Source organism: Paenibacillus sp. J22P218 (assembly GCF_056269195.1).
This window is the reverse complement of sequence record NZ_JBWDNL010000002.1, coordinates 536,740-557,855: the sequence shown is the minus strand read 5'-3', so window position 1 is coordinate 557,855 and position 21,116 is coordinate 536,740. Positions and strand designations below refer to the sequence as shown.

General features: G+C 53.1%; 20 protein-coding genes and 1 riboswitch. Of the genes, 2 read left to right on the top strand and 18 right to left on the bottom strand.

What is annotated here, in order from left to right; all coding sequences use genetic code 11:
• Positions 1-36: 36 nt before the first annotated feature.
• The 9 genes from AC0YN0_RS11230 to AC0YN0_RS11190 all read right to left on the bottom strand — a co-directional run bounded on the left by AC0YN0_RS11230 (position 37) and on the right by AC0YN0_RS11190 (position 8,827).
• Positions 37-1,038 carry an alpha/beta hydrolase gene (locus AC0YN0_RS11230; protein WP_475821353.1) on the bottom strand — a complete coding sequence of 334 codons (1,002 nt, stop codon included), beginning with the start codon at positions 1,036-1,038 and terminating at the stop codon, positions 37-39.
• Between the two features lie 190 nt (positions 1,039-1,228).
• Positions 1,229-2,818, bottom strand: a complete 1,590-nt coding sequence (locus AC0YN0_RS11225; protein ID WP_475821892.1) for a YcdB/YcdC domain-containing protein — start codon at positions 2,816-2,818, stop codon at positions 1,229-1,231.
• 53 nt (positions 2,819-2,871) lie between these two features.
• Positions 2,872-3,369, bottom strand: a complete 498-nt coding sequence (queF, locus tag AC0YN0_RS11220; protein WP_337103747.1) for a preQ(1) synthase — start codon at positions 3,367-3,369, stop codon at positions 2,872-2,874.
• Positions 3,370-3,409: 40 nt separating this feature from the next.
• On the bottom strand, positions 3,410-4,144 hold the full coding sequence (gene queE, locus AC0YN0_RS11215) for a 7-carboxy-7-deazaguanine synthase QueE (protein ID WP_475821352.1): 735 nt from the start codon (positions 4,142-4,144) through the stop codon (positions 3,410-3,412).
• On the bottom strand, positions 4,134-4,586 hold the full coding sequence (gene queD / locus AC0YN0_RS11210) for a 6-carboxytetrahydropterin synthase QueD (protein WP_475821351.1): 453 nt from the start codon (positions 4,584-4,586) through the stop codon (positions 4,134-4,136). The genes queE and queD overlap by 11 nt, the downstream gene beginning before the upstream one ends.
• Entirely contained in the window at positions 4,586-5,254 is a 669-nt protein-coding gene (gene queC, locus AC0YN0_RS11205; RefSeq protein WP_475821350.1) for a 7-cyano-7-deazaguanine synthase QueC, read from the bottom strand. Before queC ends, queD begins: the two co-directional genes overlap by 1 nt.
• A 165-nt stretch (positions 5,255-5,419) precedes the next feature.
• A riboswitch (PreQ1 riboswitch) is annotated at positions 5,420-5,463 on the bottom strand.
• 84 nt (positions 5,464-5,547) lie between these two features.
• Positions 5,548-6,093: a hypothetical protein gene (locus AC0YN0_RS11200; protein ID WP_475821349.1), complete on the bottom strand. Its 546-nt coding sequence runs from the start codon at positions 6,091-6,093 to the stop codon at positions 5,548-5,550.
• A gap of 70 nt (positions 6,094-6,163) precedes the next feature.
• Positions 6,164-7,291: a rhamnogalacturonan acetylesterase gene (locus AC0YN0_RS11195; protein WP_475821348.1), complete on the bottom strand. Its 1,128-nt coding sequence runs from the start codon at positions 7,289-7,291 to the stop codon at positions 6,164-6,166.
• Positions 7,292-7,387: 96 nt separating this feature from the next.
• Positions 7,388-8,827: an L-arabinose isomerase family protein gene (locus AC0YN0_RS11190; protein ID WP_475821347.1), complete on the bottom strand. Its 1,440-nt coding sequence runs from the start codon at positions 8,825-8,827 to the stop codon at positions 7,388-7,390.
• 186 nt (positions 8,828-9,013) lie between these two features.
• Between AC0YN0_RS11190 and AC0YN0_RS11185 the strand changes: the two genes are divergently transcribed.
• Together AC0YN0_RS11185 and AC0YN0_RS11180 are read left to right on the top strand one after the other, a co-directional pair.
• Positions 9,014-9,886 (top strand): helix-turn-helix domain-containing protein, encoded by an 873-nt coding sequence (locus AC0YN0_RS11185; protein ID WP_475821346.1) that lies wholly within the window; start codon positions 9,014-9,016, stop codon positions 9,884-9,886.
• 133 nt (positions 9,887-10,019) lie between these two features.
• Positions 10,020-10,925 carry a J domain-containing protein gene (locus AC0YN0_RS11180; protein ID WP_475821345.1) on the top strand — a complete coding sequence of 302 codons (906 nt, stop codon included), beginning with the start codon at positions 10,020-10,022 and terminating at the stop codon, positions 10,923-10,925.
• Positions 10,926-11,021: 96 nt separating this feature from the next.
• Here AC0YN0_RS11180 and AC0YN0_RS11175 read toward each other — a convergent pair whose 3' ends face one another.
• The 9 genes from AC0YN0_RS11175 to AC0YN0_RS11135 all read right to left on the bottom strand — a co-directional run bounded on the left by AC0YN0_RS11175 (position 11,022) and on the right by AC0YN0_RS11135 (position 20,935).
• A complete protein-coding gene (locus AC0YN0_RS11175; RefSeq protein WP_475821344.1) occupies positions 11,022-11,744 on the bottom strand; it encodes a FadR/GntR family transcriptional regulator in 723 nt (240 codons plus the stop codon).
• Positions 11,745-11,762: 18 nt separating this feature from the next.
• Positions 11,763-12,500, bottom strand: a complete 738-nt coding sequence (locus tag AC0YN0_RS11170) for a LutC/YkgG family protein (RefSeq protein WP_475821343.1) — start codon at positions 12,498-12,500, stop codon at positions 11,763-11,765.
• Entirely contained in the window at positions 12,493-14,022 is a 1,530-nt protein-coding gene (locus AC0YN0_RS11165; RefSeq protein WP_442050587.1) for a LutB/LldF family L-lactate oxidation iron-sulfur protein, read from the bottom strand. Before AC0YN0_RS11165 ends, AC0YN0_RS11170 begins: the two co-directional genes overlap by 8 nt.
• Positions 14,019-14,747: a (Fe-S)-binding protein gene (locus tag AC0YN0_RS11160; protein ID WP_475821342.1), complete on the bottom strand. Its 729-nt coding sequence runs from the start codon at positions 14,745-14,747 to the stop codon at positions 14,019-14,021. The genes AC0YN0_RS11165 and AC0YN0_RS11160 overlap by 4 nt, the downstream gene beginning before the upstream one ends.
• Before the next feature lie 120 nt (positions 14,748-14,867).
• Positions 14,868-15,626 (bottom strand): DeoR/GlpR family DNA-binding transcription regulator, encoded by a 759-nt coding sequence (locus AC0YN0_RS11155; protein WP_475821341.1) that lies wholly within the window; start codon positions 15,624-15,626, stop codon positions 14,868-14,870.
• A 47-nt stretch (positions 15,627-15,673) separates the two neighbouring features.
• Positions 15,674-17,143, bottom strand: a complete 1,470-nt coding sequence (locus tag AC0YN0_RS11150; protein ID WP_475821340.1) for a rhamnulokinase — start codon at positions 17,141-17,143, stop codon at positions 15,674-15,676.
• Positions 17,140-18,360, bottom strand: a complete 1,221-nt coding sequence (rhaI, locus tag AC0YN0_RS11145; RefSeq protein ID WP_475821339.1) for an L-rhamnose isomerase — start codon at positions 18,358-18,360, stop codon at positions 17,140-17,142. The genes AC0YN0_RS11150 and rhaI overlap by 4 nt, the downstream gene beginning before the upstream one ends.
• Before the next feature lie 33 nt (positions 18,361-18,393).
• Complete coding sequence (locus AC0YN0_RS11140) at positions 18,394-18,768, bottom strand: sensory rhodopsin transducer (protein WP_475821338.1); 375 nt, start codon at positions 18,766-18,768, stop codon at positions 18,394-18,396.
• 97 nt (positions 18,769-18,865) lie between these two features.
• Entirely contained in the window at positions 18,866-20,935 is a 2,070-nt protein-coding gene (locus tag AC0YN0_RS11135; RefSeq protein ID WP_475821337.1) for a bifunctional aldolase/short-chain dehydrogenase, read from the bottom strand.
• Positions 20,936-21,116: the final 181 nt, after the last annotated feature.

Here is a 21,116-nt window from a genome sequence, read left to right as displayed (position 1 = left end):
TAATTAGGTAACCTCCGACCAACGTTGCAAGCAACGCTATACGACGTAGCGGGCTATAAAATCATGGACTTTGCGTTCATAGACAGCTTTATTCGTGCTATAAGCGAGTCCGTGCCCAGCCCCTTCCGCGACGTACAGCTCCTTCTCCGTATGGCAAGCGTCATACAGCCGGTAAACCATCTCCGTTGGCACGAACGTATCGTCGCTGCCGTGAATGAACAGCATCGGCAGCTTGTTCCGCGCCAATTGGCGCAGCGCCGACGCTTCCGCGAAGCTGTAACCGGCCTTTAGCTTCGTCAATAAGCTGGTAGCCTGCAGAATAGGGAAAGCCGGCAGCTTGTACAGCCGCTTTAGCTGGTACGCCAATTGGTCGCGCACCGACGTATAGCCGCAATCCTCGATAATGGCTTTGACTTGCTTCGGAAGCGGTTCTCCGCTAACCATCATGACGGTCGCTCCGCCCATGGAAATGCCGTGCAGGACGATCCGTGCTTCTTCCCCGACGGTATCCACCGTCTTCCGAATCCACTGCAAATAATCATTCCGATCAACCCATCCGAAGCCGATGTAGTTCCCTTCGCTCTCTCCATGTCCCCGGTCATCCGGCATCAGCACGTTATAACCGAACTGCTCGTAATAGAAACGAGCGATAAGCCCTAGATCCTTGCCTTTCGACGAATAACCGTGCGCCAAAATAACGGTATTCGCGGTAGGCGATTTGGCCGGCAAATAATAGCCCTGAAGCTTAAGACCATCCTTCGTCGTAATATGCCAGATCTGAGGGTTCTGGCTGTCTACCCATTGTACGCCGTCCAGCTCGAGCGCGGCAGGCACATCCTCCTCATGCAACCCTAGGTCGATCGCCGATTCTGCCTCGCCGCCCCCGTCGTTCTGAACCAGGTCCCCGCTGCTGCTAAGAAAATCTTTGGACCCGCGCTTGATCGCGAGGTTATAGAAGTAAACACTAATGACAGCCAGCACGGCTATCACGATCAGCACTAATAAGATGATCCCGATTACGACTACGATTCCGTTCATATGCGTCCGCTCATTTCACCTTGGATTGCCAGCTAACCAGCCACCCATCCCGCGCCTTCTCACATGGCTCGCTGCTCGCTCTTATTTGATCCTTTAGCTTTGCATTTGAATACATAGTACCATTATTAACCTTTAGTTTGCCATCGATCCGGCATTCCATGCACGTCAGGCTGAAGCGCGGTTCAGCTAATTATTTGCGTTTTGTGACCTTATCCCAAATAAGATCGCCGCTAACCGCATCGATATAACGTAAAGTTCTGCTGTGACTGCCCTCGAAGGGCAGCTCGTCCTCGGAGGCTATGGATTCATAAATAAGCCGATAGGCGGACAGCGGCTTATCTTGATCTTGATTTTGATCTAAGTACCATCTTAATCGCAGCCGATTGTAGGCCAAATATGGCTTCAACGCATCTTCAGCTGTAAGTGACGGCTCAAGCTTATGCTGCTCCAGCTTATGGAGCAGATGCGCGGATACTCCGCTATAGAGCAGCACCTCTCCGGTTGCTGTGCTGACGCTGATCGTGACACGCTCCAGATGAAGAGGCACGTCATCGATATATACTGGCAAATAAAAGAACTCCCGCTCAACGGCTTCGGCTTCTCCATCCTCAGAGGCGTGCGCTTCTTGCAACTGGAGGTAGCGATCGTACTCGGGAAACACAAGCTCCATAAATTGCTTCGCACGGCGCCAGCATTCGGGACGGCTTAGCGGCGTCTTCAAACCCTCCGTACGTGCATCATATAATCGGCGGCTATAACAGCCGTACTCGATAAGACGTCCGGTCGACTTCTCGAACCGAAGTCTATGCGAAGCACTCATGTTGCGCAGTTGCTCGCCCCATCTCCGCTCCATATAACCGTCAACCGACAGAGCTTCCGCCTCTGTGCTTGGCTGTTTCTCATCCTTGTGCCTATAAATCAGTGTAATGAATTCGCCATCGTCGCGGCTGCGATCAAGCCTATGCGCCCGGCTATCCACGCCTAGCTTCGTTTCGATCTCGGCTCGGTCAGCATCCGCATACCGAAGGGGAGCCCGCATGTCTCCTTCTCTACTCAAGATAGGGAAGCTAGGCGGCATACGGTAGTGATCGGGTTCGTATAGATCAAGGCCGGTCGCCGCATCAAGCATACGCCACGCATCAGTAGGAACATAGACGAGCCTGTATGCGTCATCATCATCATTCGTATCTGCATCGACGGCATAACCTTCATGGACAGCAGGGTGCACGGCAACTATCGCAAGCTCCATGCGAAGCTCACGCCGAAGCCGTGATTTGATCGTATCGGCAGTCGCTATTTCCTTCGGCCATTCCGGTCTTGCAGGCCTGTCAGCGCTATAGCAATTCCGATATCTGATTACGTTCAGCTCAGCGTCAAGCGTCAGCTCGCAGCCCGTATCCGGCAGCGCAACACCGCCGACTTCTTCCCTGAACGTCATATACGTGCAGCTTACTCCTTCTTCTACATGCACCCATGTTAGTCGAGAAGGATCAACTGCATGTTTCGTTAGAAAAGCATCCGTAACCGCCTTTACATCCTCCAGAGGACACTTGCGCGGCCCGGCCGGCTGACTGGCGGATTCGATTCGCAATTCGAGCAGCGCAGCAGTGTCCAGATCGAGCGCGATCTCAATGCGCTCTTCAGAACGCTCTGGATGCTCCCAAATATAACCGCGTTCCCGCGCATCATCCTTAGGGATGTTGTCCTCCATCACAAGGAGGTAGTCGCGCGGAATTACCGTAACCGCCTTCGCTGCCTCGCGCAGCTTGTTGTGTTTCATAGACAACGTCTTAATCTCCTATTCGGTTTCGTCTCCCCCGGATTCATCTATCGCTATCGATTGTCTACTTTCTCCGGATAGAGATCATGATTCATAAGGCGGAAATCTGCCATTTGCTCGTATTTGGTGCCTGGCTGGCCCCAATTGCAATACGGATCGATAGAAATGCCGCCTCTTGGCGTAAATTTCCCCCATACTTCAATGTAACGCGGATTCATGAGCGCAATCAAGTCGTTCATAATGATGTTCATGCAATCCTCGTGGAAATCGCCATGATTGCGGAAGCTGAACAAATACAGCTTTAGCGACTTGCTCTCTACCATTTTGACATCGGGAATATAAGAAATATAGATCGTCGCGAAATCCGGCTGCCCCGTCATCGGGCACAAACTCGTGAATTCGGGACAATTGAACTTGACGAAGTAGTCCCTATTCGGATGCTTATTATCGAACGTCTCTAATATTTGAGGCGCATATTCAAAAATATAGTTCGTTCCTTGATTGCCAAGCAGCGTCACGCCGTTCAGCTCTTCTTTGCTTCTTCCTTCCATAACCGATACCCTCCAACTTTGTTCTAAAATCGTTCATGCTCTAAACGCCTTTCTTATTGCCCCAAACCCATGTATGCAATTGCGGCAGCACATGTACGCTGCGCAGCTCCGTATTGTGCATTACTTGCTCGATGAGCCATTCATAGCGCTCTACCAAATAAGGCAGCATTCGCGCAGGCTCTGTCTCTCGCAGATTCGCATTGCCCGCCTGTACGTAGAACGGTACGCCTGGATAACGGAGATGGACGAATGTCGCATATTCCAAATCCAGCTCATCGAATACGACCGTTTTCAAGCAGAAGCTGCGCGACTTGCTCTGAAGCTTGCCCACAATATCGTCAAGTACGGCCCAGTCCGTCGTCATGCCGGAGCTCGGCGGCTTCGGCGACAGCGTCAGATCGTCAATGTCCAAGAACCAGTCCTGCCATCGGCTACCCTGCGTCTCAAGCGCAGAACGAATCCCCCGGTCGTGCAGCCCATCAATTAATTCGCCGAGGGCGGGTAGCAGAGCAGGATTGCCGCCTGAGATCGTCACATGATCAAAGCAGTCTCCGCCCAGCGCCGAAAGCTTCCCTATAATTTCATCCGCTGCGAGCATTCGGATATCGTCCTTGCCGGTGCCGTCCCAGGTGAAGGCGGAGTCGCACCAGCTGCACCGATAATCGCAGCCGGCTGTGCGGACGAACATCGTCTTGCGTCCGATGACCATTCCCTCGCCTTGAACAGTCGGGCCGAACAGCTCCAGTACCGGAATAAGCTTCGAATTAGCGCTCATCGACTGCCGCCGCCTTTCGCTTCGGCCGATATACGCAATAGCTTGTAGGCGTCTCGCGAAGAAACACCTGCAAGACGCGCGGCTGATTGGCAGTAGCATCCAGATAATTCTGCACGAGCTCAGCGATCGTGCGCGCCACGACTTCCGTCGTCGGATATCGCTCCGGCAGCCCGTCGCTGAAGCTCTCCGTATCGTCATTAAGAAGCGTATGATCGAACCGATCATGGATCAGCCGCTTAATCATTGCGAAATTCACGAGAAAGCCGGACTGGTCGAGCTCGTCGCCCGCTACCGTCACGTTCGCATAATACGTATGTCCGTGCGTTTGGCGGCACTTGCCTGCATCTTCCGAAGGGACAAAGTGCGCGGCGGCGAAATGAAAGTCTTTGTTCAGCTCATAGCTATAATCATGCGCGACCGAAGGATAAATTTGTTGAAGCATTAATTAACCTCCTCCTTGTCGCGCTTAGCCTCCAAGTAATCATCAAGCCCTTTCTGACGAAGCAGACAGGCCGGACAATGTCCGCAGCCGTCCGATGGAATGCCGTTATAACAGGTCAACGTCCGCTCCCGGACATAATCGAAGGCTCCAAGCTCGTCGGCAAGCGCCCACGTCTCTGCTTTGTTCAGCCACATCAGCGGCGTATCGATAACGAAAGGATAATCCATCGATAAATTAAGCGTTACGTTAAGCGACTTCACGAATACATCCCTGCAATCGGGATATCCGCTGAAGTCCGTCTCGCATACGCCGGTAACAATATGTGCAGCGCCAATCTGCTTCGCAAGCACAGCAGCGAACGTTAGAAACAACATATTGCGGCCGTCAACGAAGGTCGTAGGCAGCTCGCCTTCTTTATGTTCAATCTCGATATCGTCGCGGGTCAGCGCGTTAGGCGCTAATTGATTCAAGAGCGACATATCCAAAATATGATGCTTCACGTTTAAGTCCTTCGTAATCTGAGCGGCAACCTCAAGCTCCAGCTTATGGCGCTGTCCGTAATCGAACGTAATCGCCTCTACTTCATTGAACCGCTCCATTGCCCAGAATAGGCATGTCGTGCTGTCTTGACCGCCGCTGAATACGACGACTGCTTTACCTTGCTTCATGCTCCATCTTCCTCTCGCTTTGTAGATCATTGATCGGAGAAGAAAGAGATCGCCCTAGTTCCATCCTTATGCTGCTTGCGTTCCGATTCCAAAGAAACGGCGCGAAGCGGGTACTGCCGCTTCGCGCCGAACGCAAAAAGACGAGGCTCTCGTGAGAAGCCTTCGTTTTGCATAGTTTTTTATAGAGGGAGTTCGCGAACCTCTCCCGGCCGCCAACGGCGCCGGAATTTCTTCTTCAGTTGTATAGGAGTACTATAGCACAGCCGTTCCCGATTGAATACTGCCAGATCCAGCTATTTAGCTACAACTTTCAGTTCTCTTAACGTCTGCAGCATATGTTCCGCCAGCTCGGGAATATCCTCCATTTGCGCCTCGCCGATCGTTCGATTGAACTTTAGTTCAATTTTGTTCGTATAAAAAACGGCCTCTGGCGGAGCATCCTGCCCATGCACATAGCTGACCGTCTGAGTAAAGGGCATATCATCGCCCCATATCGTTCCCATAATGCGTTCAATCTGACGACACTGCTCGTCCGGTTCGCTTATCGCGACTCGGAAACGCAACGACAACGAGCAGCCGGCTCCAGTCGCCGCCGTATCGCCGTCTTGGTCCAGCAGCTCGGCCGCAAGCTGCCGAAGCGAGGATGCCAGCCTTACCTCGGCCGACACTCCGGACTGCCCCGCAAGCGTGAATCGCAGTCCGAACTCGCGTGCCATAACCGCCATTTCCATCCGGTCATTCCGGCCCACGATATCGATCAGCCGATCCAGATTGTCTAAATCGTAAAAATGATTCTCGAGCGCGACTTTTACATTTTCGAACACCGTTGGATCAAACACCCGCATACCTCGCGATCTATAACGTTGATCCATCTATTCTAGTTCAATAAGCTAAACTAATCGACAGCCTTTATCGCAAATACAAGTTCAGCGGCGCAAGACCCAGCTCTCGCACCCCTTCGACTACCAATCCGGCAACACGGATCGCGCCAAGTTCCTGGAAATGCGTATCGTCCTGCGCCCCATCCGGAAAATGAATGAACTCGCCCGGATACGCCCACATGAACAGCGCTTTGGAAGGCTCATCCCCAAGCCCCTCGTACAGCGTCTTGCTCTTCGCTGCCAAATCGATAAGCGGCACGCCGAGCTCGCTCGCAAGCTCCTTCATGCCCAGCAAGTATTCGCCATGCGTATCGATAATGCGGCCTTGCGAATCGAACTTACGGCGATGCATCGGCGTTATGAGGACGGGAATCGCCCCTCTTGCCCTTGCTTCCTCCACATAAATTGCCAGCTTCTCCTTGTAGGAGCCAAAAGGCTCGGTTGCCCGCTCCTCATCCTGCTTCTCGTCGTTATGGCCGAACTGAATCCATAAATAATCGCCGGACTTGATTTCGTCCAATATTGGCTTCAAGCGCCCTTCGGAAATGAAGCTCTTCGAGCTGCGTCCCGACTTCGCATGATTGTCGATCGCGACATCGGTCTTGAAGTACAGCGGCAGCATCTGTCCCCAGCCCGCATAAGGGAAGACGTCCTGATCGGTCACCGTGGAATCTCCGGCAAGGAAAATCGTCGTCGCTTGCTTCGCTTCCACAATATCAAGCGCATTAATACGCGGCGCTACGCCGGAGAAGGCAAGCCGCAGCTTGCCGTCCGTCACTTTCACCGTGAAGCTGTGCACCGCGTATTGCCCCGCCGACGTCACGATCTTGTTCAGCACCATTCGGCCGACCCCGTATTTCAAGCTAGTTACGGTAGGCGCTATTGCGTCGCCCATCGTTACTGTAATCGTATACAAACCATTAGGCAGCTTCACGATGAACGCAGAATCTAGTGGGATGCAGAAGGCGCTGCGCAGCCGATCGCCTTCACCGCGATCGCGCGAGCTCACACGCTCGCAGGATTCAAAGCCGTAACCCTGTTCATCGGTATACGCCGTGTCCGGCAGGATTTGAATATATTGTGTACCTGGCTGCGGCGAATCGCCAATGCCGAAATCGAATCGATATGTTGTAACCACTTTGCACCATCCTATCATCAAGTCTCATTAATGATAGAATAGCAGAATAGCTGCTTATACAGGTAGCAAATAACGGATCATTTTGTTCAATATTCCGATATGTTGCGATGCTGCTTATAGCGTCACATGCTTCACTTTCATCAGCTCGCCAACCTTAGCGAACAACGAGGCGTTATGACCGATGGATAATGCGCAATGATGCGTCGGCGCTTCAGCGAACCAGCTCGTCATATAATCATCCGGCGCAAGGCGGAACTTGATAGGCGTCTGCGTATTGCCGATGCGCATAATCGGACCGTTCGTCGAGTCCCCTTCGCTTGCGATCAGCTTCAGCTTTCCGTCTCCGGTCTGCGTGACGTTCAGCGTCGTTACGGCCCCCGCGCGAACCTTCGCCTCGACGGATACACCCGTACCCTGCTTGCCGTGATACAGCCCCATCCCCCTCAGTACAGGCTTGCCTTCCGAGATCGCAATATGGAACGGTCCGTCATGTCCGAGCAGAATCGTATCGTCTACATAATCAACGACAACGATTTCGGAGAAGCTGCCTCCCGTTCCAAGCACATCGCATATTTTCATCGCAACAGCCGTCTTGAGATCGCCTTCGCCCGAGCATGGAATGCCGCGAGCCGTCAGCAAGGAATGACCGACAATGAAGCCGGATTGCAGCTTCTCGTATTCACCGCCCGGAGCGCCATGATAGTAGTAGGTTAGCGCATCCAAATCATACTCGCGAACGAGACGCTCTTGTGCTGCCGCCACCTTGCACGACCATTCGAGCTGTTCTTCTGTCGGCTTCCTTGCAATCGGATCGGACGGCGAATCACCGCTAATCTGGAACATCTCATGCACCTCATCCAGCTTCGCCTTCACTTCCTGGGGCGTAACTTGCCGCAAATGCCGATCGAGATCGCACATCTCGAGCACTTCGACATGAAGTCCAGTCTGCGCCGCAATCATCGTGAAGTCGCTGTACATATCCAGCATGCCGCTGTACGTATTTCCTAAGAAGCCGAAGCGGCTGTGCTGCAGGTTGCGCGGTACGGCGGCCGCGCGCACCCATTCCTCAATCTCCCGCCAAGCGCGCACCGCTTCCTTGCGCTGGGCTGTCATTTCGTTCGTTAGTGAAATAGCCGGCGTGTAGTCCAAGCCGAGCAGCCCGTTAACGACGCGGAACGGGATCGCTGCGCGATTGAACGTGTTGGCGAATTCGGGGACCGGACAAGCTCCGCAATGCGCCAGCCATTCGCCCGTTGTCGTCTGGTCATAGCTAATGCGCTCCGTCGGCTGCAGATTAAGAAACACGACCGGCGCTTTATTAATCTGATGAACGGGCAGCACGGTTGAGCTCGTCGAATACGTAGCAGCATGGCAGAACACCAAATCCACCTGCTGCTCGTTCAGCCACTCCCCTGCCTTGCGTCCTTCCCCTTCCGTATCCACAAGACCGTAGTTGTATACGTCTCCCCAAGCGGACATCCGCTTCTCGATGAATTGCCCGTATTCAATCAACCGCTCCCGCAGACCGGGAAATTGCTCCCAATATGCTCTCAAGCCAACAGAATAAAGACCGATCCGTGCTCTCTTGCTTGGTTTAATAGCAGATAGTAACGTCAGCTTTACCACCTCGTCATTTTATGAAATAATAGCTTTATATCCACATTGTAACGGCTTTCAATGCCAATAACATCAGATCATCTTGGTCAAAAATAACACAATCTTGCGAGGTGAATTCCTATCATGTGCGCTTATAGCGAAAGAAGTTATCCCGCCTGGTCGGATAACTCCGTCCGGCTGTTCGCTACACCGTCGGCCTTCGCCAAGGAATCGTTGTTCTATGTGCAGGAGATCGGATATTTCGAGACGCTCGAACGTTATTTTACAGAAAGGGAACAGCTTGAATCGTATCTCCTTGTATACACCCTAGCCGGAAGCGGGCGATTGACCTACCGAGGCGCGACATACCCGTTAATGGCCAAGCAGCTGTTCTTCATCGATTGTATGGATTATCAGCACTATGCAACCGAGCAAGGCCAGTCTTGGGACATGTTATGGGTGCACTTCAATGGCAGCGCAGTCCGTGCCTACTACGAGCAATTCGCATTAAGCTCAGAGCCAGTACTGAAGCTCCAGCCTGACACACCAGTGCCTGCGCTGCTTCGTCAATTGCTAGAGCTGCATACTCGCAAAAGCTTCCGAACCGAGCTAGTCGGCTCGCAGTTGATTACGGAGCTATTGACCGAGCTGGTCTTGACCGCTCAACAGCTTGAGCTACCTTATGCGGATATCCCAAGCTACATCGGCGAGATCACACAGTGGATGGATGAGCATTTCGCGGAAAGGATGTCGCTAACCGAGCTGGCAGCAGAGCATGCGGTCAGCAAATATTATCTGGCCAAACAATTCAAGCGTTATACCGGCTTCTCGCCGAATGAGTACCTCATTAATACTCGGATTACGAGAGCGAAGGAGCTGCTCAAATATTCCGATATGCCGATCGCCGAGATCGCCGTGCAGATTGGCATCGACAATGTCAGCCATTTTATATCGCTGTTCAAAGACCGTGTGGAGCAAACGCCGCTCGTCTACCGCAAAAAGTGGCGGCAAAGCTAGGCTGTTAAGCTTTATTTACGCCTATAATCGACATGACTCTCTTTCTTCTCCCAAAGTTTGCGTTGGGCGCGGAATTCCGTATACTTATAGATAGGATGCATACAAGAGCTATTTTACTAATTGGGGTGACGAAGTGGACGATTTGAAACAAGCATATGAACGCTTGGGGTTGCCGGAATTAGCTCCGAGAGAAGAAGTAGAGAAGCGCTACACGACATTGATGCGCAGAGAACGCTCGCGAGCGCAGCAGCAGGATAGCGGTACGGGAAGCAGCGGCAATGATGATTTCGCGCTTATCACTGGGGCGTATCGATTCATCCTCGAATACGAGGACCGCAAGACGACCGATGCGTTCAATGAACAGGAATACGGCAAGTACAAGGGCATGGCTGACAAAGCCCAGAAGATGGACCATTTTTGGCGGTATTATAAGTTTCATACGCTCGGCGCCGTCGTAGCCGTCGCACTCATTATTTATGGTGTTATCAGCTTTGTTAACTATCGCGAAGAGAAAGCCTACCTGGCAAGTCTGCCCCCTGTCGATCTTGAAGTATCGTTCATGGGCAACTACTATTTGAATGATACCGCGGAGAAAGAAGAGCCTCTTGAGAAAGCGCTGCTGGCTGCTTTTCCGGAATGGAAGCGTTTCAAGACGATGCTGACTCCCGTGCCTGAGGACGAAGCGAACCAATATGCGTATATGCAAAAAGCCGTTCTTATGCTGGCAACCGAAAATCCGGATGTCTATGTGATGGACAAAAATATTTTCCAATGGGTAGGCGTTCAAGGGGTGTTGTTGCCGCTTGACGATGCAGCTGAAGGGGAACTGAAGCCGTTGCTCAAGGACGGCCTAGCACAAAAGCTCAAGACAGAGGAAGATACTACCGAACGGATTTACGGCATCGATCTAAGCGCAAGTTCGCTCGTAACGGACCTGCCGCTCTACAAGCAGGATATGATCGTCGGCATTCGCGTCAATGCGAAGAACCCGGACAAGGCGCTGCAATTTATCAAGAAATATTTGGGAACGGTTAAGTAACGGTATGACCATCCATGCGAAAGAGGCTGTACCCGCGTCATGACGATGCAGGTGCAGCCTCTTCTCTTTGTCTATCGATTGTGAAACTGCAAGTGGTTAGGCTCCGATATGCTTCAGCACGATAGACTCAATATGCTGCAGATGGCGCTCCATCCGTTCGGCGGCAAGTTCGGCTTGCTGCTCCTTGACGGCTTCATAGATAGCGGAATGCTCCTCGTACAGCCTTCCTGCGACCTGCTCGTTCGCATACAGCTCGACGCGGCGAATATCGTGGATCGCGGTCTCGATCGGGTCCATAATCGATTCGAACAGCCGAACCATAATCGTATTATGCGTAGCCTTCGCAAGCGTCAGATGGAAGAGCAGATCAAGCCGCTCACCTTCCGCGTCATTGCCCACCGTCGTTTCCATCTGATGAATGATGCCGGCTAACGCCTCAAGATCTTCATTTGTGCGCTTCTTGGCGGCAATGGCTGCATTCGACACTTCAAGCGACTCACGCGCTTCGAGCAACTCCAGCACCGTCTCGCGATTCATCCGCAGCGATTGGAGCTCAGGGAGCTCTACCTCCGCAGGCGCGCTGCGAATGACGCGGCAGCCGCCCCCTTGCCGAATCTCGATCATGCCCATCGCTTTGAGCGCGCTAAGCGCTTCGCGCGTGGTCGAGCGTCCGACGCCGAATTGCTCCGACATCGTTTTCGTTGAAGGCAGCTTGTCGCCAACCTTCAGCTTTCCGTCCATAATGAGCCCCTTGATTTGCTCCGTTATTTCCTCGTAATGATTGCGTTTGGACAACTTCACGACATCCAGCGACGACATGCGCCCACCTCCTGTTTCTTATCCGACTAACAGCGCGTAGACGATTCCCGGACCATGGACACCGATCGTCAGATCATTCTCGATATCTGACGATCGGCTAGGACCGGTAATGAAATGAATGCCGGCAGGAAGCTTCTCGCGCCCTTCCTCATCGAAGGTCTTTAGCACCTCGCCCAGCTTCGTCTTCAAGCGCTCTACCGGAATAATAATGATAAGCACGGTCGGCAGCAGGCTGACGGAACGTCCTTTATTCGGCGCGGACAATACGGTTACGGACCCCGTATATGCCACAGCATGGTCGGCGATAACGACGCCGAAGTCGGCTTCTGCCGCCCGTGCCCGCCAATATTGTTCAGGATCGGAATTCCATACCGACACCTTCGCATCCGCAAGCGCGCCTTCGAGATCCAGCGCATCGAGCTCCGGCTGGTTCTGGCGAATGACGTACTTCGCGCTCATCTCCTGCGCCTTGTCTGCGATGAACTGTTTCGCATCATTCATTGTCTCTAATCGCGCTACATGTCCGCCAACCGAAACGAAGTTATCGGTGAACGCCTTAATACGCTCTTCTTCGCTCCACTCGAACGCCTTCCAGAAGTCCGGAGCACCGCGGAACGGATGCTGAGGCTTCTCGGTCATGCGGGGATGTCCGAGCCGCTGCGAAATGCCGTTCATGAATTGCTCCTGCTTCGTCTTCGATTGCGCTTCCAGCTTGGCGAGCCATTCCTTATGCGCCGATGTATCCGTATTAGCCATGACCATGTCCTCCTCCGTTCTTCTCGTTGTCCTTGCGCTTCTGTACCAGTTGCTCCATACGGCTCTGCATCGCTGGATCCATCGCCTTCAAGCCTTGCTTCAATTCCTGATCAAGCGTATCGAAGCGGTCGCGGAACGATTCCTTCGGCAAGCTCGGCGTCACACGATAAGTGTTCCAGCCTTTAAGCGGACCAAGCTTCGTCTTGATGACGCCGCTGCGAACGACAAGCTTCTGCCCCAGCTTTCCTAAGCGCAATACGCCGCCAAGGCGGGACGAGTTGCCCATGACGGTTGCAAATCCTTGCATCCCGATCGACTCCAGCTTGCTGCCGTTGCCGCTCTCGACCTTGCGGCGGCGCAGGTAGACGAGCATATCATGCAGCGGAATTTTCACCGGGCATGCTTCATAGCAAGCGCCGCATAAGCTGGATGCGTTCGCGATGTCATCCCATTCCGCGATATTTTTGTTGAGCGACGGGGTAAGGACCGCACCGATCGGCCCGCTGTAGGTGCTTCCGTATGCGTGTCCGCCGATATGGCGGTACACGGGACAAGCGTTCAAGCAAGCGCCGCAGCGAATGCAGTTCAGCAGCTCTTGGAACTCAGGGTCGCCGAGCTGCAGCGAGCGTCCGTTATCGACGATAATAATGTGCATTTCATCCGGACCGTCGGCGTCTTCTTCGCGGCGCGGGCCCGTAATGCCGGACATGTACATCGTCAGCTTCTGTCCCGTAGCCGAGCGAGGAAGCAGCGTCGCCATCACTTCAAGGTCTTCCCAGGATGGAATAATACGCTCCATGCCCATTAGCGTAATTTGTGTTTTTGGAACCGTACTTACCATACGGGCATTTCCTTCGTTCTCGAACAGAACCATCGAGCCGGTCTCGGCAATGGCGAAGTTGCAGCCGGTCATGCCGATGTCTGCTTCGAGAAACTTCTCGCGCAGCTTCTTGCGCACGAAGCCCGCCAGCGCCGTCGTATCCGGCGGCAGCGTATATCCCGCCTCCTTGGAGAGCAGATCGGCAATTTGGTATCTATTCTTATGAATCGCCGGAATAACGATATGCGACGGCATCTCGCCCGCCAATTGGATAATATATTCGCCAAGGTCGGTCTCAATCGCTTCGACGCCGATCGATTCCAACGCATGGTTCAGATGCAGCTCCTCGGTAACCATCGACTTGGACTTCACGACCGACTTTGCGTTCGCATGCTCGGCGATGTCCAGTGTCAGCTTGACCGCTTCCTCTGTCGTATTCGCAAAGTGTACATGAACGCCGTTCGCACGGGCGTTGTTGACGAACAGGTTCAAATAATAGTCGAGATGCGCGATCGTATGCAGCCGAATCTGTTTGCCGCGCTCACGCCACTCTTCCCAGTTGCCATGCTCCTCTGACGCTTTTTTCTTCCCGTTGCGCAGTCGTTCGGTCGTGAACTTCACCGCTTTGCGCAGAAACTCGTCATTCAGCGCCAGCTCCGCCCTTGCCTTTACCGTTGCCCCCGCTTGATGTGCTCCGCTCATGCTTCCTTCACCCCTTCGTACAGCAGCTCGGCGAGATGCATAACCCTCACCGGCTCGTTCCGATATCTCAAGTTGCCAGCAATGTTCATAAGGCATGCCATGTCGAGGCCGACAAGCACTTCTGCTTCCGTCTCGAGTACGTGATCAGCCTTCTCCGTAACCATCGCGCCGGAAATGTCCGCCATCTTAACCGCGAACGTTCCGCCGAATCCGCAGCAATCTTCCGCGAATGGAAGCGGCACAAGCTCAAGGCCCTTCACTTGTTTCATAAGCGCCATGGGCTCATCCTTCACGCCGAGTATCCGGCTGCCGTGACACGACGGATGATACGTAACTTTATGCGGGAAAGCGGCACCTACGTCCGTAACCCCAAGCACCTGCACGAGAAACTGCGTGAATTCATAGGACTTGCTCTCCAAGGCCTTCGCACGCTTCAGCATCACAGGATCATTCTCGAACAGCTTCGGATAATGATGAATCATGCCTGTGCACGAGCCTGATGGCGAAATAACGAAGTCGCTATCCTCAAAAGCATCCAAAATCGTCTTCGCTGATTCTCTCGCTTCCTTCCAATAGCCGCTGTTGAAAGCCGGCTGCCCGCAGCAGGTCTGTACGGTCGGAAACTGCAGCGATACGCCGTACTTCGCAAGCAGCCGCACCATCGCTTCCCCTACGCGCGGATAAATCGCATCGCTCAAGCAAGTAATAAATAAGGAAACCTTCATTCCGGCACCCCCCTCTTCACGTCTAATAATGTCATTATATCAGGTTGTCAGACATGTTGAATATAAAAATGAGCCGTCCGCAGACGGCAAATGGAATAGTTGCGGCGTGACTCTACGCTGCTACACAATCGTTACAGCGATCTGCCGTTCTTCGAGCTGACTGAGCAGCTCGCCTGACAACCGCTTATCGGTAACGATGGTGTCAATATCGCCCAGCTCGGCGACATTCGTGAAGGCGATGACGCCGAACTTGCTAGAGTCGGCAAGCAAAATGACCTGATCGGCCATGCCGACCATCTTCTGCTTGATCCGAGCCTGCAGCTCATTCGATTCGCTGACGCCGCGCTCCAGATGGACGCCCTTGCACGAAATAAATGCCTTATCCACATGGTATGCATCAAGCGAGCGCTCGGCTAACGGTCCCACATAAGAAAGCGAGCGGGAGGCAAGGATGCCGCCCGTCGAAATGACCTCGATCTTCTCCTTGCCGCTCAGCTCCATCGCTACCTTGATCGAATTCGTCAATACCGTGAGCGGAATATCCGGCATGCTGGCCGCCATGTACCAAGCGGTCGAGCTCGCATCAAGCAATATGCGATCCTTCGGCTGGATAAGTTTCACCGCCGCTTCGGCAATTAGCCGCTTCTCGTCGGCATGCGTAATCTCACGTTCAAAAAAAGGTATCTCCGGCTGCTGATCCTTCACGCTTACCGCACCGCCATGCGAACGGCGGAGCCTGCCGGCTTGCTCCAAACGATCAAGGTCGCGGCGGATCGTTTCTTCCGTCACCTGACAGAGCTCGCTTAGCTCCGTCACTCGAATGCTTCCTCTTTCATTCACTAGCTGTACAATTTTATCGTAGCGTTCCGCGACCAGCATACCGTACCTCTTTCTAACCTATATTTGATGGCTGCCCAAACCGTTGTTTAAGCGACCCCCGTCTTCACAACAAAAGCTTCATAAGCCCGTTCCCAAGCATCCGTCTGCTCAGGCCCGTATTCATCCACAGGGAATGAATCGCGAATTGCCTTGCGCGCTTCCCAAATATCGGTCAGCTTGCCGCCGGCAATCCACTGTACGATCATGTTGCCGATGGCGCTGCCTTCGACCGGACCGGCCCATACCGGCTTGCCAATCGCGTTAGCGGTCCATTGGCAAAGCAATTGGTTCTGAATGCCGCCGCCAACCATATGCAGCCCGCCGAATCGATTGCCCGACAGCTTCTCCGTCAGCTCCAGCACAAAGCGGTATTTCAGCGCTAAGCTCTCCAGCACGCAGCGCGTAATCGCGCCTACGCTTTCAGGCGCTTGCTGCCCCGTACGCTTGCAGTATTCAACGACGCGTGCAGGCATATCGCCAGGAGGCATAAATACGGGATCGTCAGGATCAACGAAAGCCGCGAACGGTTCTGCTTCGCCGGCCAACTTAACTAATTCGGGGAAGGAGAACGATTTTCCTGCACGTTCCCACGCCCTTCTGCATTCCTGCAAAATCCATAGGCCCATAATGTTCTTCAACAAACGATACGTGCCATACGCGCCGCCTTCGTTCGTGAAGTTCAGTTGCTCCGACAGCTCGTTAATGACCGGCTCTCCCACTTCCGTACCCATGAGCGACCATGTCCCGCAGCTTAAGTAAGCGAATGAGCGATCGAGCGCCGGAACGGCTGCAACAGCCGAACCCGTGTCGTGCTCAGCGACCGCAATAACCGGAACCGGTTCAATTCCGAGCTCCTCGCACAAGGAAGGACGCAGCATGCCGACGTCTGTTCCAGGCTGTACAACCTCACCAAACAGATCAGGCGACAATCCAATGGCACGAATAAGCGTCTCATCCCAGCTACCGGTTAACGGGTTGTACAACTGCGTCGTTGTCGCATTGGAAAACTCATTGTACATTTCGCCAGTCAGGAAATAACGGAGCAGATCCGGGATCATTAAGAAATGTTTTGCTTCCCGCAATAACGGCGAATGGGCTTGCTTATGCGCGGCAAGCTGATAAATCGTATTAAAAGGCAGGAACTGAATGCCTGTACGTCCGAATATCTCCGAGTCGCTTAACTCCTCGCGAACCTTCTCCATCACGCCGTTCGTATGCGAATCGCGATAGTGATACGGATTGCCAAGCAGCTCGCCGTTCTCGCCGATCAATCCGAAGTCGACCGCCCACGAATCGATCGCAATACTGTCCAGCTTAATGCCGCGATGCTTCACAAGCAGCAAGCTTTGTTTCAACTCATGCAGCAGGCGCAAAATATCCCACTGCAGCCGGTCGCCTACCTGCACCGGATCATTACTGAACCGGTGCAGTTCTTCGACCTCGATCTTGCCATCCTGCAAGCGGCCGAGCAGCGCTCTGCCGCTGCTCGCGCCAAGATCGAATGCGAGTATGGTCACCAGCTCGCACCGCCCTTGCCTCTAGCAAGAATGTCTTTGCCGTAGCTGCTGGAAAGATAGGCTTTCATCGGATCAAGCGGCAAGCCTTGCTCTTCGCGAATCGCGTGAAGCAGCGGCGTAACGTCGAATTCGAACGCTTTGCGAACGGCATCTTCTGCGCCGAGCACATCGTTGCTGTTAGCAGCTGCAGCTACTTCCTCATGGTTAATGAGCAGCGCTTTGGCGAAGTTCGTCTGAACATTGAGCACGGAACGCAGCATAGCAGGGATCTTCTGCTCGATGTTATGCGATTGGTCGATCATGTACGCGATGTTCTCTACGTTGCTGCGAATAGCCGCATCATCGTCGCCGGCTGCATTCAAGATTTGATAGAAGATCAAGAACAACTCATATGGATTGACCGAGCCGACGATCAGATCATCGTCCGCGTATTTGCGGCTGTTGAAGTGGAAACCGCCAAGGCGTTTCTCGTCCAGCAAGTAAGCAACGATATGTTCGATATTCGCTCCCGGCAGATGGTGGCCCGTATCCACGAGCACTTCCGCTTGTGGTCCAAGCTTAAGCGCCATGTTGTACGCCATGCCCCAATCCGCAAGATCGGTATGGTAGAATGCAGGCTCGAAACATTTGTATTCGATCAGCATGCGCATCTCCGGCGTCATTGCGCCGTACATTTCGGCAAGCGCTTCGTACATCCAGCCTTTGCGCTTGCGAATGTCGCCTTGACCTGGGTAGTTCGTGCCGTCCGCGAACCATAGGCTAATATCGCGCGAGCCTGTTTCTTTGGCAATATCTACGCATTCGAGCAAGTGGTTCGTTGCTTTGCGACGGATAGCCGGGTCAGCATTCGTTACGCTGCCTAGCATGTATTCGTCTTCTTGGAACAGGTTCGGATTAACCGCGCCAATCTTAAGGCCTAGGCTCTCCGCATGGCTTCTCAGCTTGCTGTAATCGTCGACTTTATCCCAAGGAATATGAATCGCAACCGATGGAGCAAGACCTGTCAGCTTATGAACCTGTGCGGCGTCGTCGAACTTCTCGAACGGATTGCGGGGAACGCCGACTTTTTGGAAGTTTTTGAACCGCGTGCCCGAATCTCCGTAGCCCCAGGATGGCGTCTCGATTTTGAGCGCTTTCAATTTGGACTTTACATCCTCCAGGTTAATACCTCTAGCTTGCTGTTGCTCTTCAAATAATACATAAGCACGATCCGACATGGTGAACACCCTTTCAATATAAAATATAGTGATTTATGATTTCAAAGGATAAGCAATCGTCGACATAAGCGTGTTCTCCGCTTGCGTCGAATCAAGCCTGCTGTATTGGACAATGATTGGAATATCGCTTAGAACCTCGATCGCGTATGGCACGCCAATAGGGATGACCTGATCGTTTTTCGCTAGCGAGCTCGTACGAATATGCTTCGTGCGTCTGCCCGGCACGACGACCAATATGTCTTCAATCGGATCACGATCTTCGAAAAATATAGTAAACCGGATAAGCGCCTCCTCCGAGGAGCAATTCAGAACGCACACCGATTCGTGGCTCGTAAGCGCACCGGTGCTGTCCGGCGGAATGAATCCGTCAGGTATGAACCAATGCTTCTCTCCACGCGCTTGATACATGGTTAAAGTGCCCTCCTTGAAGCAGCAAACAGCAAGAGCGCCGCCGCCGAAGGCGACGCTCTTCTCTGCTGCCCTGTTTATGCTTACCCTATTTGGATTAACGCGTGAACGCTGCAGGTACGCCGCCGTCGATCGTCAGCATGCAGCCCGTCGTTTTGTCCGCTTTGGATGAAGCGAAGAACGCGATGCCTTCCGCAATATCACGCGGGTAGATATTCACAAGCAATGTCGTGCGCTTGCGGTAGTATTCTTCCAACTGATCAGGCTCGATGCCATAAGCGGCAGCCCGCTCGTTGCGCCAGCTTCCGTTCCAGATCGCCGAACCTTGCAGGATCGCATCCGGCAAAATCGTGTTGACGCGAATGCCGAACTCGCCGCCTTCCGCTGCGATGCAGCGTGCAAGATGCGCTTCAAGTGCTTTAGCCGCGCTGTAAGCAGTAGCGTTTTTGCCTGCGTAAACCGAGTTTTTCGAACCGATGAATACCATGTTGCCGCCGATTGCCTGCTGCTTCATCAGCTTGAACGCTTCGCGGGCAACAAGGAAGTAGCCCGTGCCAAGCACGTTCATATTCAAATTCCATTCCTTAAGCGACGTTTCGTCGAACGGGCTGGAAGTTGCAAGACCTGCATTGTTGACGATAATGTCAACGCCGCCGTAAGCAATCGCCGTTTCCGCGTAAGCCGCAGAAACCTGCTCCTCGCTCGTTACATCCATTTTAACCGCAATCGCACGGTTCTCACCATATTTGGCGTTAATCTCGTCAGCAACCTTCTGGGCGCCTTCGAGGTTAAGGTCGGCAAGCACCACATGCGCGCCTTCAGATACAAGACGGCGAGCTGTCTCGCTGCCGATGCCGCCAGCACCGCCAGTAATGAAAGCAACCTTGCGGGAGAATTCGGCTTCTGCCGGAGCAAGCGACAGCTTATAAAGCTCAAGCGGCCAGTATTCCACGTTGTACGATTCGTTCTCGCTAAGCGATACGAAGTCGCCAAGCGCAGTTGCTCCGCGCATAACCGCAATCGCACGGTGGTAAAGAGCACCGCTGACTTTGGACATCGCCCAGCTCTTGCCTGTGTTGATCATGCCGATACCTGGAATGAGAATAACGCGAGGCGCTGCTTCAAACATAACGTCGCCTTCGTTTTTGTTCCGTTCGAAGTAAGCTTGGTATTGCTCTTTATAGGAAGCGATGCCTTCTATCAGCTTCGCTTTCAGTCCTTCGACATCGTCCGCGCTAGGCGTCCAGTCAATGAAGAGCGGAACAACCTTCGTATGAACAAGGTGATCCGGGCATGCCGCGCCCACTTGGGACAGCTTCGGCGAAGCTTCGCCGCTTACGAATGCAAGCACGTCCGCCTCGTCGTCGTACGACAGGATCATTTTCTTAGCGTCGCTTACCGCACCGCGAATCGTTGGCATCACGCTAGCTGCGACGCTGCGGCGAACTTCGGTTGCTAGCACTTCATGCTTCGCGCCGCCGAACAGCTTCGCTTCATTTACACGTGCTTCAATGAATGCTTCCGCTTCCGAGACAATCTTGATCGTCTGTGCGTAACACTCTTCCGACGTTTCCCCCCAAGTAACCAGACCATGCTTCTCCATAAGCACGAGCTCGGCGTTCGGGTTGGCAAGGACGCCTTCCGCGATCATTTTCGACAGGTTGAAGCCCGGACGTACATACGGAACCCACACGAAACGGTCGCCGAAAATTTCCTTAGCCAGCTCCTTGCCGTTATCCGCGCAACATAAGCTGATTATCGAATCCGGATGCGTATGATCGACATGTTTGAAAGGCAGGAATGCGTGCAGCAAAGTCTCGATCGAAGCGCGCGGATGTTTGGAATCGATCATGCAATTAACGAGATAAGCGACCATTTCCTCATCCGGCATTTCGGAGCGTTCGAACAACGGACGAATATCGTCCATGCGAAGACCCGTGAAATTGCCCGCTTTCATCGTTGCAAGGTCAGAGCCGCTGCCCTTCACGTACATGACTTCCACATCGCGTCCGCGGAAGTCCTTAACGATTGTTTTCGTCGACGTATTGCCGCCGCCATAATTGCATACGCGGCGATCCGCGCCGATAATGTTGGAGCGATAAACGAGTTGATCAAGTCCGCTTTCAAACTTCGAAGCTTCTGCTGATTCCCACAAACTTTGTACCATGGATATACCTCCGAATGATGTTTTGTTTTTGTTTGTTTTGATAATATCATATTTGTTTGTTTTTGAATACACCTATTTCAAACAAAAACAGAAATCTCCTTTTCTTCGTTTCCATCGTCACCCACTGCCTGTATAAAGAAAAAACAATAAAAAGCCCTCGTCATAGACGAGAGCCCAAGCA

Coding starts and splice junctions, on each gene's coding strand:
- AC0YN0_RS11230 (WP_475821353.1), bottom strand. CDS start 1,038: ATGAACGGAATCGTAGTCGTAATCGGGATCATCTTATTAGTGCTGATC.
- AC0YN0_RS11225 (WP_475821892.1), bottom strand. CDS start 2,818: ATGAAACACAACAAGCTGCGCGAGGCAGCGAAGGCGGTTACGGTAATT.
- queF (WP_337103747.1), bottom strand. CDS start 3,369: ATGGAAGGAAGAAGCAAAGAAGAGCTGAACGGCGTGACGCTGCTTGGC.
- queE (WP_475821352.1), bottom strand. CDS start 4,144: ATGAGCGCTAATTCGAAGCTTATTCCGGTACTGGAGCTGTTCGGCCCG.
- queD (WP_475821351.1), bottom strand. CDS start 4,586: ATGCTTCAACAAATTTATCCTTCGGTCGCGCATGATTATAGCTATGAG.
- queC (WP_475821350.1), bottom strand. CDS start 5,254: ATGAAGCAAGGTAAAGCAGTCGTCGTATTCAGCGGCGGTCAAGACAGC.
- AC0YN0_RS11195 (WP_475821348.1), bottom strand. CDS start 7,291: ATGATAGGATGGTGCAAAGTGGTTACAACATATCGATTCGATTTCGGC.
- AC0YN0_RS11185 (WP_475821346.1), top strand. CDS start 9,014: ATGTGCGCTTATAGCGAAAGAAGTTATCCCGCCTGGTCGGATAACTCC.
- AC0YN0_RS11175 (WP_475821344.1), bottom strand. CDS start 11,744: ATGTCGTCGCTGGATGTCGTGAAGTTGTCCAAACGCAATCATTACGAG.
- AC0YN0_RS11170 (WP_475821343.1), bottom strand. CDS start 12,500: ATGGCTAATACGGATACATCGGCGCATAAGGAATGGCTCGCCAAGCTG.
- AC0YN0_RS11165 (WP_442050587.1), bottom strand. CDS start 14,022: ATGAGCGGAGCACATCAAGCGGGGGCAACGGTAAAGGCAAGGGCGGAG.
- AC0YN0_RS11160 (WP_475821342.1), bottom strand. CDS start 14,747: ATGAAGGTTTCCTTATTTATTACTTGCTTGAGCGATGCGATTTATCCG.
- AC0YN0_RS11155 (WP_475821341.1), bottom strand. CDS start 15,626: ATGCTGGTCGCGGAACGCTACGATAAAATTGTACAGCTAGTGAATGAA.
- rhaI (WP_475821339.1), bottom strand. CDS start 18,360: ATGTCGGATCGTGCTTATGTATTATTTGAAGAGCAACAGCAAGCTAGA.
- AC0YN0_RS11140 (WP_475821338.1), bottom strand. CDS start 18,768: ATGTATCAAGCGCGTGGAGAGAAGCATTGGTTCATACCTGACGGATTC.
- AC0YN0_RS11135 (WP_475821337.1), bottom strand. CDS start 20,935: ATGGTACAAAGTTTGTGGGAATCAGCAGAAGCTTCGAAGTTTGAAAGC.